The organism is Xanthomonas sp. 3075, assembly GCF_014197275.1.
GTDB lineage: Bacteria > Pseudomonadota > Gammaproteobacteria > Xanthomonadales > Xanthomonadaceae > Xanthomonas > Xanthomonas campestris_B.
Map to the genome: position 1 here is coordinate 37083 of NZ_JACIFI010000019.1, position 16529 is coordinate 53611.

Annotated in this window: 15 protein-coding genes and 1 other RNA gene; 12 read left to right on the plus strand and 4 right to left on the minus strand. The window is 65.8% G+C overall.

From position 1 onward, the window contains the following. The first annotated feature begins 90 nt into the window (after positions 1-90). Entirely contained in the window at positions 91-1221 is a 1131-nt protein-coding gene (locus GGR62_RS16390) for a PilT/PilU family type 4a pilus ATPase (RefSeq protein ID WP_184408912.1), read from the plus strand. A gap of 281 nt (positions 1222-1502) precedes the next feature. Then, positions 1503-2177: a YitT family protein gene (locus tag GGR62_RS16395; protein WP_184408956.1), complete on the plus strand. Its 675-nt coding sequence runs from the start codon at positions 1503-1505 to the stop codon at positions 2175-2177. Between the two features lie 135 nt (positions 2178-2312). Here the strand turns inward: GGR62_RS16395 and GGR62_RS16400 are convergent, their stop codons facing one another. Then, entirely contained in the window at positions 2313-2858 is a 546-nt protein-coding gene (locus GGR62_RS16400) for a DNA-3-methyladenine glycosylase I (protein ID WP_184408913.1), read from the minus strand. Next, entirely contained in the window at positions 2855-4699 is a 1845-nt protein-coding gene (locus tag GGR62_RS16405) for a DUF4153 domain-containing protein (RefSeq protein ID WP_184408914.1), read from the minus strand. The genes GGR62_RS16400 and GGR62_RS16405 overlap by 4 nt, the downstream gene beginning before the upstream one ends. 79 nt (positions 4700-4778) lie before the next feature. On the opposite strand from GGR62_RS16405, the gene GGR62_RS16410 reads away from it, so the two are divergent. The 6 genes from GGR62_RS16410 (at position 4779) to GGR62_RS16435 (ending at position 8333) form a co-directional block, all read left to right on the plus strand. After that, a complete protein-coding gene (locus GGR62_RS16410; RefSeq protein WP_184408915.1) occupies positions 4779-5345 on the plus strand; it encodes a YqgE/AlgH family protein in 567 nt (188 codons plus the stop codon). Continuing rightward, positions 5338-5805, plus strand: coding sequence for a Holliday junction resolvase RuvX (ruvX, locus tag GGR62_RS16415; RefSeq protein WP_184408916.1), 468 nt, complete (start codon positions 5338-5340; stop codon positions 5803-5805). The genes GGR62_RS16410 and ruvX overlap by 8 nt, the downstream gene beginning before the upstream one ends. 14 nt (positions 5806-5819) lie before the next feature. Beyond that, entirely contained in the window at positions 5820-6767 is a 948-nt protein-coding gene (locus GGR62_RS16420; protein ID WP_184408917.1) for an aspartate carbamoyltransferase catalytic subunit, read from the plus strand. A 61-nt stretch (positions 6768-6828) separates the two neighbouring features. Beyond that, positions 6829-6905, plus strand: a non-coding RNA gene (locus GGR62_RS16425) — sX9 sRNA. 241 nt (positions 6906-7146) lie between these two features. Then, on the plus strand, positions 7147-7581 hold the full coding sequence (locus tag GGR62_RS16430; RefSeq protein WP_184408918.1) for an OsmC family protein: 435 nt from the start codon (positions 7147-7149) through the stop codon (positions 7579-7581). 152 nt (positions 7582-7733) lie between these two features. Beyond that, on the plus strand, positions 7734-8333 hold the full coding sequence (locus GGR62_RS16435) for a glycine zipper 2TM domain-containing protein (RefSeq protein ID WP_184408919.1): 600 nt from the start codon (positions 7734-7736) through the stop codon (positions 8331-8333). A gap of 403 nt (positions 8334-8736) precedes the next feature. Here the strand turns inward: GGR62_RS16435 and GGR62_RS16440 are convergent, their stop codons facing one another. Further along, complete coding sequence (locus GGR62_RS16440) at positions 8737-9618, minus strand: PhzF family phenazine biosynthesis protein (protein ID WP_184408920.1); 882 nt, start codon at positions 9616-9618, stop codon at positions 8737-8739. 31 nt (positions 9619-9649) lie between these two features. Beyond that, complete coding sequence (locus tag GGR62_RS16445) at positions 9650-10528, minus strand: PhzF family phenazine biosynthesis protein (protein WP_184408921.1); 879 nt, start codon at positions 10526-10528, stop codon at positions 9650-9652. 181 nt (positions 10529-10709) lie between these two features. Here GGR62_RS16445 and GGR62_RS16450 point away from each other — a divergent pair, with 181 nt between their 5' ends. The 4 genes from GGR62_RS16450 to murD are packed head-to-tail and all read left to right on the plus strand — an operon-like array spanning position 10710 to position 16503. Next, entirely contained in the window at positions 10710-13319 is a 2610-nt protein-coding gene (locus tag GGR62_RS16450) for a bifunctional aspartate kinase/diaminopimelate decarboxylase (RefSeq protein WP_184408922.1), read from the plus strand. Further along, entirely contained in the window at positions 13303-13761 is a 459-nt protein-coding gene (locus GGR62_RS16455) for a hypothetical protein (RefSeq protein ID WP_184408923.1), read from the plus strand. Before GGR62_RS16450 ends, GGR62_RS16455 begins: the two co-directional genes overlap by 17 nt. Then, positions 13758-15113: a UDP-N-acetyl-alpha-D-muramoyl-L-alanyl-L-glutamate epimerase gene (murL, locus tag GGR62_RS16460; RefSeq protein ID WP_184408924.1), complete on the plus strand. Its 1356-nt coding sequence runs from the start codon at positions 13758-13760 to the stop codon at positions 15111-15113. Before GGR62_RS16455 ends, murL begins: the two co-directional genes overlap by 4 nt. Beyond that, positions 15094-16503, plus strand: a complete 1410-nt coding sequence (gene murD / locus GGR62_RS16465; protein WP_184408925.1) for a UDP-N-acetylmuramoyl-L-alanine--D-glutamate ligase — start codon at positions 15094-15096, stop codon at positions 16501-16503. Before murL ends, murD begins: the two co-directional genes overlap by 20 nt. Positions 16504-16529 lie beyond the last annotated feature (26 nt).

The following is a 16529-nucleotide window of genomic DNA, read 5'->3' on the forward strand; positions in this document are numbered from 1 at the left end:
CAGATTTCCCTGACCGGCCCCAGCCCCGGCTACTGGCTTTTCCAATTCCCGATTCTCGATTCCCCATTCCCGGCTCCGAAGGAGCACGCCATGAGCACCATCGACTTCACCTCCTTCCTCAAGCTGATGGCGCATCAGAAGGCGTCGGATCTGTTCATCACTTCGGGGATGCCGCCGGCGATCAAGGTCAATGGCAAGATCAGCCCGATCACCCAGAGCCCGCTGACCGCCCAGCAGAGCCGCGATCTGGTGCTGAACGTGATGACGCCGTCGCAGCGCGAGGAGTTCGAAAAGACCCACGAGTGCAACTTCGCCATCGGCGTGTCCGGGGTCGGGCGATTCCGCGTGAGTTGCTTCTACCAGCGCAACCAGGTGGGCATGGTGCTGCGGCGGATCGAGACGCGCATCCCCACCGTCGAGGAACTGAGCCTGCCGCCGGTGATCAAGACGCTGGCGATGACCAAGCGCGGCATCATCATCTTCGTCGGCGCCACCGGAACCGGCAAGTCGACTTCGCTGGCGGCGATGATCGGCTACCGCAACCAGAATTCCACCGGCCACATCATCACCATCGAAGACCCGATCGAATTCGTGCACAAGCACGAGGGCTGCATCATCACCCAGCGCGAGGTCGGCATCGATACCGACAGCTGGGAAAACGCGCTGAAAAACACCCTGCGCCAGGCGCCGGACGTGATCATGATCGGCGAGGTGCGCACCCGCGAGGGCATGGATCACGCGGTGGCGTTCGCCGAGACCGGTCACCTGGTGCTGTGCACCCTGCATGCCAACAACGCCAACCAGGCGATGGACCGCATCATCAACTTCTTCCCGGAAGATCGCCGTAACCAGCTGTTGATGGATCTTTCGCTCAATCTCAAGGGTGTGGTCGCACAGCAGTTGATTCCCACCCCGGATGGGCGCAGCCGCCGGGTGGCGATGGAAATCATGTTGGGCACGCCGCTGGTGCAGGACTACATCCGCGAAGGCGAGATCCACAAGCTCAAGGAGATCATGAAGGAGTCCACCAATCTGGGCATGCGGACCTTCGATCAAAGCCTGTTCGAGCTGTATCAGGCCGGCGAAATCAGCTACGAAGACGCGCTGCGTTACGCCGACTCCCAGAACGAAGTGCGTTTGCGCATCAAGCTCTCGCAAGGCGGTGACGCCAAGACGCTGTCGCAGGGGTTGGACGGTGTAGAGATTGCCGAGGTTCGCTGAGCGATTGCAGGATCGCTGCACACCGTGGCGGATGGCCGGGGCGTGCAGCGGAGTGGGTGGTCTGCAATCAATTCGATTCAGCGTTGTACGTGCGGCTGTTGCCTGCGCGATGCCAGCGGCGGACGTCGCTTCAGTCGGTGAACGCCTGGCGTCGCAACGCAGGAATGGTGTGGCGTTTCAGATGTAACCAGGCGGGCCGATAGTGTCTAATATCCGCACCCCACCGCAGTGCCCAGCCCGTGAGCCTTCCCGATTCCGATCTCCGTCCGGAGCAACAGCCGTTGCCCGACGACGGCGCAGTGATGACGTCCGGTCCGTTGACGCCGCCGCCGGATTCGGCAGGTACCGACGCCGACGATCACGCGTTTCACCACTCTGTTGCCGAGGACGCGCAGGGCATGGTGCTGGCGACATTGGTTGCGTCATTGGGTCTGGCCATCTTCGCCAAGGGCGGGCTGATGATCGGCGGCATGGCCGGGGTGGCATTTCTGCTGCACTACGCGTTGCACTGGAATTTCGGCCTGGTGTTCGTGCTGGTCAATCTGCCGTTCTATTGGTTGAGCGTGCGCCGCATGGGCTGGGAGTTCACCCTGAAGACCTTCGCTGCAGTCGGTGCCTGCGGGGCGCTCACCGATCTGCTGCCGCGCTGGGCCGATTACGCGCACATCAGCACGTTGTTCTCGGCCATCGTCGGTGGCGCGCTGGCGGGTCTGGGCATCCTGTTCTTCATCCGCCATCGCGGTAGCCTGGGCGGCATCGGCATCCTGGCGGTGTACCTGCAGCGCGAGCGCGGTTGGAGCGCGGGCAAGGTGCAGATGAGTTTCGATGCGATGCTGATGCTGGTCGCGTTCTTCGTACTGACGCCCGACAAGGTGCTGTATTCGGCGCTTGGCGCGCTGATGCTGAGCCTGGTACTGATGTTCAATCACCGCCCGCACCGGTATATGGGCGTGTGATCCAGCGCGGTGTCAGGCGCCGTTGGTGTCGCTGTGATCGGCAGCTACGCATCACGGCGCGGCGGCATGTCGCGCATCGCCGCTGTCCCGTGCGCAATGCAGCTGCTTGCCGGCGTGCGCTCGCCGACGTTGCCGCTAGGCGGGGCTGTTGCGCATCCACGGCGGCGACAGCGCCTGGATGCGCGCAAACACCGGACAATCGGCACGGTGCGCGCCGGGCAGGTAGCCCAGGCTCATCAGGAACTCGCCGGTGATCTCGCCGCCGGTGAAGCGGAAGGTCTTCTTGAACAGCTTGACCCAGGCTGCCTTGTCGAGCGGATGCTGTACGTCCAGCCATTGCGCGAAGCTGCCGTGCGACGCGCGCAACTGCCCGATGACCTGTGCGTTGTGGATGGCCGCCAGCACCTTCAGTCGGTTGCGGATGATGCCGGCATCGCCGAGCAGCCGTGCGATGTCGCTCTCGCCATAGGCCGCTACCGTGTCCACATCGAAGCCGTCGTAGGCGCGCTGGAAGTTGCTGCGCTTGCGCAGGATGGTTTCCCAGCTCAGCCCGGCCTGATTGATCTCCAGCACCAGGCGCTCGAACAGCTCGCGTTCGTCGCGCTGCGGAAAGCCGTATTCGTGGTCGTGGTAGTGGCCATGGATCGGGTGGCCTGGTGCGATGGCGCAATAGCCGCTCATCGACGAGGTTCCGGCCGGATGCCTTCCTCGCTGGGTCTGATGTGGAGGCGTCGGTCCCCCGGCAGCGCCAGGTCCGGCCAGCGGTTGGGCCGTGTCTGGATCTGACCGCTACGCAGCGCCTGGCTCACTTCGCTCATGGCCTCGCCGTCGAGGGAATAGAGCTGTGCGGTACCTGCCTGATACCACCCATCTCGGTTGCGGGTCTGCAACTCGCAGGCGATCGCATAGTCGCCGTTGAGGTTGCACAGCAGCACGTCGAGCTGGCCGTCGCCATCGAGGTCGTTGCTGCTGACCACGCAGTTGCTGTTGCCCTGCGTGCAAGCCCCCGAGAGCATCTTGGACCTCACCAGGTATTGCCACCAATCCGCTGGCGGATCGGCCTGGCCGCTAGCCACGGTCACATGCTGGCGGATCTGGGTCAGGTCGGTCAGCTGTTTGTCTTTCTGATCTTCCACGGTGTCATTGCCGCTCCAGCGACTGGTGCGTGCCAGGAGCTGCTCCAGCTGTTGCTTGCGCGCGGGACTGTCGGCAAAGGCGGGGTCTTCGCGCAGCGACTGCACCGCAAGATAGCCGCGGCGGCCATTTTCGAAACGCAGAAATTCCAGATTCTTGTTCACCGCATCGCGCGTGCCGTTGGCAAGGCGCTGCATCTGGCTATGCACGGTGATGCGGTAGGGATCGAGCAGTGGCGTGTTGACCAGCACTGCCAGGCTGATCACCACCCACGACAGCACCATGTTGCCGCCGGCCAGCTGCGGCAGCCAGCGATCGGCGCGCGGCCGCAGCACCGCGAACGCATAGGCCAGCGCATAGGCCAGCGCCAGCACGGCCAGCAATGCGGCGCAGACGCGGTCGCTGGTCCAGCCGTGCTGTGCAATGCGCAGGGTCAGGGCGTATGCGGCCAGCGCCGCATGCAGCGGCAGGCTGAGCAGGCCGGCCTCGATCACCCGACGCAACCAGCGCGGATACGGGGGCAGCCCGCTGCCATCCTGGTACACCGCATTGGTGAACAGCACCAGCCCGAACACCAGGCTCAGCAGGATCGTGGTCGCCGAACGGGTCTGCCAGAGCGCCTGCAGTCCAGTGAACGGCAGCACCAGCAGGAATAGCAGTGCAATGCCGGCCAGCAGCGGAAGCAGGCCGGTGCAAAGGGAGAACAGGATCTGGCGCATCACCTGCACCGCGCGGTGCTGGGTTCGCCCGATCAGGATGCCCAGCCCGGTGATGACGCCGGTCGCCAGATAGGCAAAAGCCTGTTCGCGGAACAGTTCGGCAAAGAAGCTGATCTTGACCAGCGCGAACAGGCTGGCCCACAGCCCCAGCACCATCCAGCACACACACACGAACAGCAGCGTCAGCGCCAGCGTCAGAGCGTTCTGCCAGGCATGTTCGAACAGGGCGTGGTAGCTCGCCCGCCAATGGCCATGCAGTTGCCGGTGCTGCAGCCAGGGCAGGGCGACGAACCACCCCACCGTGACGGTGAAGCCGAACGACCAGAGCACCGGGGCGATCTGCAGGGCCGGCGCGCCAGTGGCGCTCCACGCCGCCCAGCTGCCAAGGGCGGCGAACACCAGCGTGCTTGCCGCTACGTGCTGCCACAGGCGCCACTCGCCAATATCCTGCACGCTCAGCAGCACCAGGCTGGGCACCGTCAACACCACGGCGTACCAGCAGATGCGCACGCCCAATCCGGTGAAGGGCCACATGCCATGTTGTTCGCCCACTGCGGCCAGATACAGCAGGCCGCCCTGCAGCAGCGCGACCAGCACGATGAATGCGCGGGTCTGGCGCGACAGTGGCGTATCGGGCAGTGCGGGTGCGGTTCCTGGGGTCGGCGGCATCGTCGGTCCTTGGCAAGCGATAGGCCTCAATTATGGCATCGGCTCTGCGCGCGGCAGAGCGAACGGCTAGAATGCAGCCATGTCCGTTTTGCCCACGCCTCTGGCCAACCAATTGCTGATCGCGCTTCCGGCGCTGTCCGATCCCACCTTTTCGCGCAGCGTCGCGCTGATCTGTCAGCACGACGAGAACGGTGCCATGGGCGTGCTGGTCAACCGGCCCTCCGAATACACGCTGGGCGAAGTCCTGTCGCAGATGGGCATCGACACCGTCGATGACCGCCTGCGTGAGCAGATCGTGCTCAGCGGCGGGCCGGTGCATCCCGAGCGTGGCTTCGTCATTCACGACGATGCGCGCGAGTGGGATTCCAGCCTGGAAGTGGGGCAGGGCGTGTTCCTGACCACCTCGCGCGACATCCTCGAGGCCATGGCGGCAGGTGAAGGCCCGCGCAATGCGCTGGTGGCGCTGGGCTGTGCCGGCTGGGGCGCGGGCCAACTGGAATTCGAACTGGGCGAGAACAGCTGGCTGACCGCGCCGTCGGATGCCAATGTGCTGTTCGCCACCGCGCTGGAAGATCGCTGGCAGACCGCTGCCGGGCGCATCGGCGTGGATCTGTTCCGGCTGACGGATTATTCCGGGCATGCCTGAGGCGGGCGCGATCCGCCCCGATGGCACGGTGCTGGGCTTCGACGTGGGATCGCGCCGGATCGGCGTGGCCGTCGGCACCGCGCTGGGCGCCGGCGCGCGTGCGGTGGCCGTCATCAACGTGCACGCCAACGGCCCCGATTGGATTGCGCTGGATCGCGTGCACAAGGAATGGCGCCCCAACGGCCTGGTGGTCGGCGACCCGCTCACCCTGGACGACAAGGATCAACCCGCGCGCAAGCGTGCGCATGCCTTTGCCCGCCAACTGCGCGAGCGCTATGCGCTGCCGGTGGTGCTGATCGATGAGCGTTCCAGTTCGGTCGAAGCCGCGCAGCGTTTCGCGCGCGAGCGCGCCGATGGACGCAAGCGCCGCCGCGATGCCGAGGCGCTGGACGCCATGGCGGCGGCCGTGATCGTCGAACGCTGGTTGGCCGCGCCCGACCAAGCCACCCTTCTTCCCTGAACTCCCGACCTGCGATGACCACCATGCAACTCGATTCGGACGGACGCCTGCGCCACCTGCTCACCCTGGAAGGACTGCCGCGCACCACGCTGCTGCAGCTGCTCGATCGCGCCGGCCAGATCCGCGACGCGGCCGTCGGGCGCGTCGGCAAGCGCAGCGTGCTGGCCGGCACTGCGGTGTGCACGCTGTTCTTTGAGCCCTCCACGCGCACGCGCAGCTCGTTCCATCTCGCCGCGCAGCGGCTGGGCGCGGACGTGCTCAATTTCGATGCCTCCACCTCGTCGACCCGCAAGGGCGAGACCGCGCGCGACACCTTGAAGAACCTCGAGGCGATGGGCGTGCGTGGGTTCGTGGTGCGCCACCCGGATGACGGCGCGGTGGAAGCGCTGGCCGCTGCCGCAGGCGAGGGCACCGCGTTGATCAATGCCGGTGACGGGCGCAGTTCGCATCCCACCCAGGGCCTGCTCGACATGCTCACCCTGCGCCAGGCCAAGGGCACCGATTTTTCCAAGCTCAAGGTGGTGATCGTCGGCGACGTGAAGCACTCGCGCGTTGCGCGCTCGGATCTGCATGCATTGCGCACGCTGGGCGCCGGCGAGATCCGCGTCTGCGGTCCGGCCAGCCTGCTGCCCGACGACGACATGCTGGACGGCTGCGTGGTGGGCCAGGATTTCGACGCCATGCTGGAAGGCGCCGACGCCTTGATGATGCTGCGCCTGCAGCGCGAGCGCATGGAAGAGGGTCTGGTGCCGTCGCTGGAGCAATACCACACCGAATACGGGCTCACCCGCGAGCGTCTGGCGCGCGCCGGCCGCGACGCGGCCGTGCTGCATCCGGGCCCGATCAACCGTGGCGTGGAAATCACCGACGAGGTCGCCGACGGCGCGCAATCGTGCGTATTGCGCCAGGTCGCCAACGGCGTGGCCGTGCGCATGGCCGTGCTGGAAACCCTGCTCGGTTAAGAACGACAGGCAACGCGGCCGCGCAACCACTGCGCGGTCGCGTTCGATACCCGGAATCGGCATGTGCCACTCGTACACTACGGCTTCCGAGCGCGCCGTCCGCACCCACCTGACGACTGCGCGCGACGTTTGTTGGCCACGTTAAGCACTATCAGCAACGCGGCGGCGCAACGCGGCGGCGGTCGCGCTCGATACCCAATGCGAGCTGCGCGACATTGCCGGTCGCAAACAGACGGCAGCCTTGCGGCAACAGACAGCAACCTTGCGGCCAGATGCAGCCCATAGTCTGCTGTTGCGATTCCCGATTTCCCAATCCCGGCACCAAGCCATAACACCCACTGCCCTATGGTGTGTATTCCTTTCATAGCAGGAGACCGCAATGGGTATTTCACGTCACGCCACCGCGCATTGGGAAGGCGATCTCAAGACCGGCAAGGGCCAGCTCAGCACGCCGCAAAGCGGTTTGATGGACAACACCCGCTACGCCTTCAGCAGCCGCTTCGGCGACGAAAAGGGCACCAACCCCGAAGAACTGATCGCCGCCGCGCATGCCGGCTGCTTCACCATGGCGCTGTCCGCGCAGTTGACCGAAGCCGGCTTCCCGCCGACCTCGCTGGATACGCGCGCCGATGTGGATCTCTCGATGGAAGGCGGCCCGCAGTTGTCGCAGATCCGCCTCAAGCTCAAGGCGGTGGTGCCCAACATCGATGAAGCCAAGTTCCGCGAACTGGCCGATGCGGCGAAGAAGAACTGCCCGGTCTCCAAGGCGCTGAGCGCAGTGCCGATCAGCCTGGAAACCGAATTTTCCAGCTGAGTGCTGTCACGCTGTGACGCGCCGGTGCACGACACCGGCGCGCGCAGCTGGCGGCTTGCTGAATAGCCATTTGCAAAGCCGTCACGATTCAGTGCGGTTTCACCGGCACAGGCCGAGCATCGGCAGCGTGTCCTCCCTGTGAAGCTGCCGCTATGAAAACTCTTGTGCTTGGTGCGCTGGTAATGGGTCTGGTCGTGGCGGGCAACGCGACGGCGCAGCGTTACGATGGCGGCTATCGCGACACCTACCGCGGTGGCTACGAGGATGGTCGTTACGAGTATGCGCGGGTGGTTCGCGTCGACCCGATCATCGTCTCCGATGCATACACCGAACGCACCAGCGAGCGGTGCTACAACCGTCCAGGCGACGGTTACTACACCAGCAACGATGGCTACTACCGTGGTGGCGGAAGCTATGGTCCCAACCCGTCCAGCCGTGGCGTGGCCAGCGTGATCGGTGGTATTGCCGGTGCGGTGCTTGGCAGCCAGGTCGGCGGCGGCAACGGGCGTCTGGTCGGTACCGCAGTGGGCACCATGGCCGGTGTCGCGGCGGGTCGTTCGATCTACGAAGCCAACAATCGGACCTACCAGAGCAATGTCAGCGTCTGCGAACCGGTGGCTTATCGTCGTGAGCGCGATCGTGTCGAAGGCTACGATGTGACCTATGAATACGGGGGCCGCACCTACCACACCCGCAGCGATTACAACCCCGGCGACCGCATCCGTGTGCGTGTGGACGTGCGTCCCGACTAAGCGGTGGGCGCGCGCGCGGGTGTGGTCGGGCGATCGCCACCAGCATGGTGAATAACGAAAAACGCTGCGGGCGACCGCAGCGTTTTTCGTTCTGCATGGGCACATTGCTGCTGTAGTCGTGCCGTGTTGCCAGTGCCGCGATTGCGATCACTGCATCGTGCGTGCTGCGCTGGATCGAAAGCGGTTCAACCCCTGTTGCACGGATGGTGGCAGACGTGATCCAGCAGCACAGACCCGACACCGTGCCTGCGCGTCAGGCCTGCGGTTCCTCGACACGTGCAGGTCGTGCGTTTCTTCATGCACGTCTTCGGCGACGACGTGAGAACCGTGAGTGCCACCTTGCGCAGCGCTGCGCGTCGGGTGCTGTAATTCGGCGCGCGTCAGGCCGCAGGATCAGACGCGATCATTCCCAGTCCAGCGTTCCGCGAATCACCGTCTGCACCTGGCCGCCCGACCACACATCGCCGTCGGCATCGATGCGCAGTTCCAGCAAGGCATCGAAGCCGATCTCGCGGCCCTGGCTGACCACGTAGCGTCGCTCCTTGCCGGGTAGTGCGCTGCGGCTGTCCAGCCAGGCCGCGAGCACCGCGTTGGCCGCGCCGGAGGCGGCGTCCTCGAAGCGCCGGCCGTTGCCGACGAAGGCGCGTACTGCAAGGTCGTAGGCGCCTGGTGCGGCGGCGCGTGCGTAGGTGAACACCCCCATGCTGCCGGTGGATTCGGCCAGCGCGGCGATCGCGTCCCAATGGGGTTGCAGGCCACGCAGTGCGGCTTCGTTGGCCAACTCCACCACCCACCAGGTGCGGCCGCCGTCCATCAGTGCAGGCGGCAGGCTGCCGAGTGGCCAGCCGCGTAGCGCATCGCGCAGACGCGGGTCGTCGGCCTCCACCTGCTCGGCAACGCGCGCGCGCGGGGTGCGGATGGCGATGCTGCGGTGACCTGCGATCTGCTCCACGCGCAGCGGCAGCTGGCCGGCGATACCGTCCTGGATCAGCACGCCGTCGTCTGGCGCGGCCAGCCCGGCTTCCAGTACCGCATGGGCGGTTCCGACGCTGGGATGGCCGGCAAACGGCACTTCTTTTTGCGGCGAGAACATTCGCAGCCGATAACTGCTGTGCGCATCCGGTGCCGGAAATACGAAGGTGGTTTCCGGCAGCTTGGTCCAACGCGCGATCGCCTGCATCGCGGCATCGTCCAGGCCCTGGGCATCCAGCACCACCGCCAGCGGATTGCCGCTGCCGGGGCGGGCGGAGAACACATCCAGTTGCAGGAAACGGCGGGTGGTCATGGTGGCAGATCCGCGAACAGGGCGCGGCAGCTTACCAATCGAGACGCCCCTCGATCATTTGTCGCGTCGTTCCGCCGATCCACACTTCGCCTGCGTCATCCACCTCCAGATGCACGCGGCCATCGCGGCCGACCTCGCGGCCCTGGCTGGCGCTATAGCGCGACGCCTCACCGGGCAAGCGCCCTTCACCGTGCAGGCGCGCGGCGATGCAGGCGTTGGCGCTGCCGGTGACCGGATCTTCCGGGATGCCGTCGCCGGGGCAGAAGGCGCGCACCACCAGATCCGCATCGCCGGCGGTGTCGGGCGCATAGATGGCCAGGCCAACGGCCGCGCTGGCCTGGGTCAACCGGCCGATTGCCGCAAGATCCGGCAGGGCCTGTCGCACCGCCTGGGCATCGGCCAGTTCCAGCAACCACCAGTTCGGACCGTTGTTCCACAGCGCTGCCGGTTGCCCGGCCAGCTGCAGGCCGGCACAGGCCGCGCGCAGTGCGGCAACCTGCACCTCGCCAGTGTCGATGACCCGCGCACGCGGTGCCCGCAGCCGTACCAGCAGCGCGCCATGCCGGTCGATCACGTCCACCGGCAGCACGCCGGCCGCGCATTGCTGGTGCAGCCTGCCGTCGTGTTTGTACGAGACCAGCCCGTGCGTCGCCGCCGCCCAGGCAGCGCCGACGCTGGGGTGGCCGGCAAACGGCAACTCGGCGCGCGGAGTGAAGATGCGGATGTGGTAGTCGGCATCCGGCGCGCTGACCGGCAGGAAAAACACCGTCTCCGACAGGTTCAGCCACGCGGCGATCTGCTGCATCTGCTCGGACGACAACACCTCTGCGTTGAGGACCACGCCCAACGGATTGCCGTTGCCGGATGGGCCGCCGAAGACGTCCAGTTGCAGGTAGCGGTGCTTGCTCATGGGAAGCGGATCTCGATCGATGGCGTGCGTGCCGATGGTTGCAGTACAAACCGTTGTGGAAGGGCGGGCGACTGTCGGCATGCTGTGATCGCACGCGGGGTCACCTGAGCGGCATTGGCAGTAGAATCGGGGGTTGCGCCCGGCTTTCCGGCTTCCCCCCCACTCCTAAACGCCTATCTCAATGTCAGCTTCCCACACTACCGATCGTTGGATCGTCCTCAAGTTCGGCGGCACCTCGGTGTCGCGTCGTCATCGCTGGGACACGATTGGAACACTGGCGAGCAAACGGGCGAACGAAACCGGCGGCCGCGTGCTGGTGGTGGTGTCTGCGCTGTCGGGCGTGACCAACGAACTCACCGCGATCGCCGATGGTGCCGCCGACAGCGCGCAGCGCGTGGTCGCACTGGAGCAGCGTCACCGCGCGTTCCTGGCCGAGCTCGAACTCGATGCCGATGCAGTGCTGGGCGAGCGACTCGCTGCGCTGCATGCCTTGCTGGGCGATGCGCGCGCGGCAACGCGCACGCTGGACTGGCAGGCCGAGGTGCTGGGGCAGGGCGAGTTGCTGTCTTCCACCATCGGCGCGGCGTATCTGCACGCCAGCGGCCTGGACATCGGCTGGCTGGATGCGCGCCAGTGGCTGTCGGCATTGCCGGCGCAGCCCAATCAAAGCGAATGGTCCAAGCGCTTGTCGGTGTCGTGCCAGTGGCAGTCCGATGCGGACTGGCGCGCGCGTTTCGATGCGCAGCCCGCACGCTTGCTGATTACCCAGGGTTTCATTTCGCGGCATGCCGATGGCGGCACTGCGATTCTGGGGCGCGGCGGCTCGGATACCTCGGCGGCGTATTTCGGTGCGCTGCTGGGCGCCAGCCGGGTGGAAATCTGGACCGATGTGCCTGGCATGTTCAGCGCCAACCCAAAGGAAGTGCCGGACGCGCGGCTGCTGACCCGCCTGGACTATTACGAAGCGCAGGAAATCGCCACCACCGGCGCCAAGGTGCTGCATCCGCGTTCGATCAAGCCGTGCCGCGATTCGGGCGTGCCGATGGCGATCCTGGATACCGAGCGCCCCGACTTGCCGGGCACCAGTATCGACGGCAATGCCGAGCCGGTGCTGGGCGTCAAGGCGATCAGCCGCCGCAACGGCATCGTGCTGGTGTCGATGGAAGGCATCGGGATGTGGCAGCAGGTCGGCTTCCTGGCCGATGTGTTTACGTTGTTCAAGAAGCATGGTTTGTCGGTGGACTTGATCGGCTCGGCCGAAACCAATGTCACCGTGTCGCTGGACCCGTCCGAGAACCTGGTCAACACCGATGTGCTGGCGGCGTTGTCGGCCGATCTGTCGCAGATCTGCAAGGTCAAGATCATTGTTCCTTGCGCGGCGATCACGCTGGTCGGGCGCGGCATGCGCTCGCTGCTGCACAAGCTCTCCGATGTATGGGCCACGTTCGGGCAGGAACGCGTGCACATGATTTCGCAGTCGTCCAACGACTTGAACCTGACCTTCGTCATCGACGAAGCCGATGCCGATGGCTTGTTGCCGATCCTGCACGGCGAGTTGATCGACAGTGGCGCGATGCCGGTGAGCGAGGGCGAGGTGTTCGGCCCGCGCTGGCGCGAGATCATCGGCTCGGTGCGCCCGCGCCCCACGCCGTGGTGGCATGCCGAGCGCACGCATTTGCTCACGCTCTCCAAGGCCGGTACGCCGCGTTACGTCTATCACCTGCCCACGGTGCGCGCGCGCGCGCAGGCGCTGGCGCAGATCGCGGCGGTGGATCAGCGCTATTACGCGATCAAGGCCAATGCGCATCCGGCGATCCTGATGGCGTTGGAACAGGCCGGCTTCGGGCTGGAATGCGTCTCGCACGGCGAGCTGCGCCGCGTGTTCGATACCTTGCCCGAGCTGTCGCCGCGCCGTGTGCTGTTCACGCCGAGTTTTGCCCCCAAGGCCGAATACGAAGCAGGCTTCGCGCTGGGCGTGACCGTCACCTTGGACAACGTCGAAGCGCTGCGCCGCTGGCCGGAGGTGTTCCGCGGCCGCAACGTGTGGTTGCGCATCGACCTGGGGCACGGCGACGGGCATCACGAGAAGGTCAACACCGGCGGCAAGGCATCCAAGTTCGGGTTGTCGTCCACGCGCGTGGATGAGTTCGTCGAAGTGGCGCGCACGCTCGAGGTCACCATCACCGGCGTGCACGCGCACCTGGGCAGCGGCGTGGAAACCGGCGAGCACTGGCGGATGATGTACGACGAACTGGCCGGCTTTGCGCGCCGCATCGGCACGGTGGAGACCATCGATATCGGCGGCGGCCTGCCGATTCCGTACAGCGCCGAAGACGAGCCGTTCGATCTGGAGCTGTGGGCCAAGGGCCTGGCCGAGGTCAAGGCCGTGCATCCGGGTTATCGCCTGGCGATCGAACCGGGCCGCTATCTGGTGGCCGAAGCCGGCGTGCTGCTGGCGCAGGTCACGCAAGTGATCGAAAAGGACGGCGTACAGCGTGTGGGCCTGGATGCGGGCATGAACACCTTGATCCGCCCGGCGCTGTATGACGCCTGGCACGATATCGAAAACCTCAGCCAGCTCGATGCGCCCGCCGATGGTGGGTTCGATATCGTCGGGCCGATCTGCGAGTCGTCGGATGTGTTCGGCAAGCGCCGTCGTCTGCCTGCCGCGACCGCGCCGGGCGATGTGATGCTGCTGGCCGATACCGGTGCCTACGGCTACTCGATGGCCAGCACGTACAACCAGCGCGAATTGCCGCGCGAAGAGGTGATCGATGCGCCCGCAGGCTGAGTTCGTTGCACTCAGTACGCTGGCCGGTGGTGCTGCGATCGTGTTCGCCACCGCGCTCCAGCAACTGAGTTTGGGCATGCCGTGGAGCGACACCTTCAAATGGGCGCTGCCCGCGCTGGTCGCCGCCGGTATCGGCGCGTGGTTGGCCGGGCGTTGGCAACGTCGGCGCGATGCGCGGATTCCCACGCGTCGCAGTGGCGGGATGGCGGTGCGCACGGTGCTGTTGAGCGCGCTGAGTTATGTGCCGGTGGTGGCGCTGTATCTCGCCGTCGCCTTCGCGGTGTCCGGCGATGCCACGACTGCACGTCCGGATGTGCTGTTGCTGGCGGTGCTGTTCGGTTGCCTGCCGCTGCTGTGGGCTGCGGTGCCGTTTTCCATGATTGAATATGTCCTGTGCCGGCGTTATCTGCGTCGCGTACGTGTTCCTGCAGGTAGTCCATGAGCGCTTTCGACAAACACCAGATTTCCACCTTCCGTTTCGTGCGTTGCGCACTCGACGCGCAGACCGGCGTGGCGACGCTGGTGTATGCCTTCGATCAAGGGCCGGAGCTTGTGGAAACCGTTGCCGTGCCCGGCGCGCCCTTCGTGCTGGACGGCGCGCGTGCCGCCGCCGTGCAACAGGCCTTGCAGTTGCTGCACCTCATCGCGGGCGTGAGTTACTACAAGGCCGCGGTGCCGCCGACCATTGCCATCGACAGCTACAGCATCGATGCCGATACCGCTGCGCTGGTGGAAAGCGTCTACCTGCATGGACTGGGCGAGTTCGCCTATCGCAACGGCTTGAACCTGCACGGCAAGATCAATTTTCCTGTCGGTACACACGCCGCTGGCGATGCGCCGGCGCTGGGCCTGCGCGAGCATGCCTTGGTTGCGATCGGTGGCGGCAAGGATTCGCTGGTCAGCATCGAAGCCTTGCGTCATGCCGGCATCGATCAGACCGTCAGCTGGATCGGCGGCTCGCAACTGATCCGGGCCTGCGCCGAGCGTACCGGTTTGCCGGTGCTCAACATCGGCCGCGTGCTGGCGCCGGAATTGTTCGAGCTCAATCGGCAGGGCGCGTGGAACGGGCATATTCCGGTGACCGCCGTGAATTCGGCCATTTTGGTGTTGTCGGCCTTGCTCAATGGCGTGGACCAGGTGGTGTTTTCCAACGAGCGTTCGGCCAGTTACGGCAGCCAGATTCCTGGCACCGGCGAGGTCAATCACCAGTGGTCCAAGGGGTGGGCGTTCGAGCAGGCGTTCGGCGATTATGTGCAGCGGCATGTGGCGGCCGATCTGCGGTACTACTCGTTGCTGCGGCCGTTGTCGGAGTTGGCGGTGGCGCGGCAGTTCGCCAAGACCGATCACTACGACGCGCATTTTTCCAGCTGCAACCGCAATTTCCACATCATGGGCGAGCGCCCGGTACATCGCTGGTGCGGGGTCTGCCCGAAGTGCCATTTCGTATTCCTGGCGTTGGCGCCGTTCATGCCCAAGACGCGCCTGGTCAATATCTTCGGGCGCAATCTGCTCGACGATGCAACCCAGGCCGGCGGCTACGATGCGCTGCTGGAATTCCAGGACCACAAGCCGTTCGAATGCGTGGGCGAAGGCCGCGAGTCGCGCGCGGCGATGGCGGTACTGGCCAGCCGTGCCGAATGGAAGGAAGACGCGCTGGTGATGCGTTTCATCCGCGAGATCCAACCGCAGCTGGACCAGCAGGAATTGCAGCTGGAGCCGTTGATGGCCATCGATGGCGAGCACCGTGTTCCATCGGCGCTGTGGGAGCGCGTGCGTGCGAATTTCGCAGCTTGAGGGCAGGGCGGTTGCGTTGTGGGGTTGGGGGCGCGAAGGACGCGCGGCCTATCGCGCGCTGCGCGCCGTGTTGCCCACCCAATCGCTGACGGTATTCGGCAACGCCGAAGAAGCGCGCGAGCTGGAGACGCTGGCAGATGCCGCGTTGCACGTGCAAACCGAGGCCAGCGCGCAGGCGTTGGGCCGCTTCCAGATCGTGGTGAAGTCGCCGGGCATCAGCCCGTACCGCGCTGAGGCGCAAACCGCCACCGCCGAGCACGGCACCCAGTTCATCGGCGGCACCGCACTGTGGTTTGCCGAGCATGCGCTTGCGGATGGCAGTGTGCCGGGCGCCATCTGCGTCACCGGCACCAAGGGCAAAAGCACCACCACCGCGCTGCTGGCGCATCTGCTGCGTGCGGCCGGACATCGCACCGCCTTGGTCGGCAATATCGGCCAGCCTTTGCTTGAAGTACTGGCGCCGCAACCGCCACCGGCGTATTGGGCGATCGAGTTGTCCAGCTACCAGACCGGTGAAGTGGCGCGCAGCGGTGCGCGTCCGCAATTGGCGCTGGTGTTGAACCTGTTTCCCGAACATCTGGACTGGCACGGTAGCGACGCGGCATACATGCGCGACAAGCTGTCGCTGGTCACCGAAGGCCGCCCGCGCATTGCATTGCTCAACGCCGCCGATCCGCATCTGACGCAGCTGCAGTTGCCGGACAGCGAGGTGCGCTGGTTCAACCATCCCGATGGCTGGCATCTGCGCGGCGACGTGGTGTATCGCGGCGAGCAGCCTGTGTTCGATACCGCCAACGTGCCGCTGCCCGGCGAACACAACCGGCGCAACCTGTGCGCGGTGCTGGCAGCGGTGGAAGCGTTGGGGCTGGATGCGGCAGCACTGGCGCCGGCCGCGCTGAGCTTTCGTCCATTGCCCAATCGCCTGCAGTTGCTCGGCAGCGTGGACGGCATCAGCTACGTCAACGACTCGATCAGCACCACGCCGCATGCGTCGTTGGCGGCGCTGGCCTGCTTTGCGCAACGCCGTGTGGCCTTGCTGGTGGGTGGACACGATCGCGGACTGGACTGGCAGGATTTTGCCGGGCAGATGGCGCAGCAGGCGCCGCTGGAAATTGTCACCATGGGTGCGAACGGGCCGCGCATCCATGCGCTGCTGGCTCCGTTGGCCGCGGCCGGTCGCTTCGGCCTGCATGCCGCCAACGACCTGGAACACGCAATGCGGCTGGCGCGCGAGGCGCTGGGCGAGCAGGGCGGTGTGGTGCTGCTGTCGCCGGGCGCGCCCAGCTTCGGCGCCTACAGCGATTACGTCGCGCGTGGTCGGCATTTTGCCCAGCTGGCCGGTTTCGACCCGGCGGCAATCAGCGCGATTCCCGGCTTGGGCGTGCAGTAGCGCTGCGTCGATCGCGTTGATCGATG

What these genes read in the sequence shown, in the direction of transcription:
- GGR62_RS16390 (WP_184408912.1), top strand. Translation starts at nt 91, where the DNA reads ATGAGCACCATCGACTTCACCTCCTTCCTCAAGCTGATGGCGCATCAG.
- GGR62_RS16400 (WP_184408913.1), bottom strand. Translation starts at nt 2,858, where the DNA reads ATGAGCGGCTATTGCGCCATCGCACCAGGCCACCCGATCCATGGCCAC.
- GGR62_RS16405 (WP_184408914.1), bottom strand. Translation starts at nt 4,699, where the DNA reads ATGCCGCCGACCCCAGGAACCGCACCCGCACTGCCCGATACGCCACTG.
- GGR62_RS16410 (WP_184408915.1), top strand. Translation starts at nt 4,779, where the DNA reads ATGTCCGTTTTGCCCACGCCTCTGGCCAACCAATTGCTGATCGCGCTT.
- ruvX (WP_184408916.1), top strand. Translation starts at nt 5,338, where the DNA reads ATGCCTGAGGCGGGCGCGATCCGCCCCGATGGCACGGTGCTGGGCTTC.
- GGR62_RS16420 (WP_184408917.1), top strand. Translation starts at nt 5,820, where the DNA reads ATGACCACCATGCAACTCGATTCGGACGGACGCCTGCGCCACCTGCTC.
- GGR62_RS16430 (WP_184408918.1), top strand. Translation starts at nt 7,147, where the DNA reads ATGGGTATTTCACGTCACGCCACCGCGCATTGGGAAGGCGATCTCAAG.
- GGR62_RS16435 (WP_184408919.1), top strand. Translation starts at nt 7,734, where the DNA reads ATGAAAACTCTTGTGCTTGGTGCGCTGGTAATGGGTCTGGTCGTGGCG.
- GGR62_RS16440 (WP_184408920.1), bottom strand. Translation starts at nt 9,618, where the DNA reads ATGACCACCCGCCGTTTCCTGCAACTGGATGTGTTCTCCGCCCGCCCC.
- GGR62_RS16445 (WP_184408921.1), bottom strand. Translation starts at nt 10,528, where the DNA reads ATGAGCAAGCACCGCTACCTGCAACTGGACGTCTTCGGCGGCCCATCC.
- GGR62_RS16450 (WP_184408922.1), top strand. Translation starts at nt 10,710, where the DNA reads ATGTCAGCTTCCCACACTACCGATCGTTGGATCGTCCTCAAGTTCGGC.
- GGR62_RS16455 (WP_184408923.1), top strand. Translation starts at nt 13,303, where the DNA reads ATGCGCCCGCAGGCTGAGTTCGTTGCACTCAGTACGCTGGCCGGTGGT.
- murL (WP_184408924.1), top strand. Translation starts at nt 13,758, where the DNA reads ATGAGCGCTTTCGACAAACACCAGATTTCCACCTTCCGTTTCGTGCGT.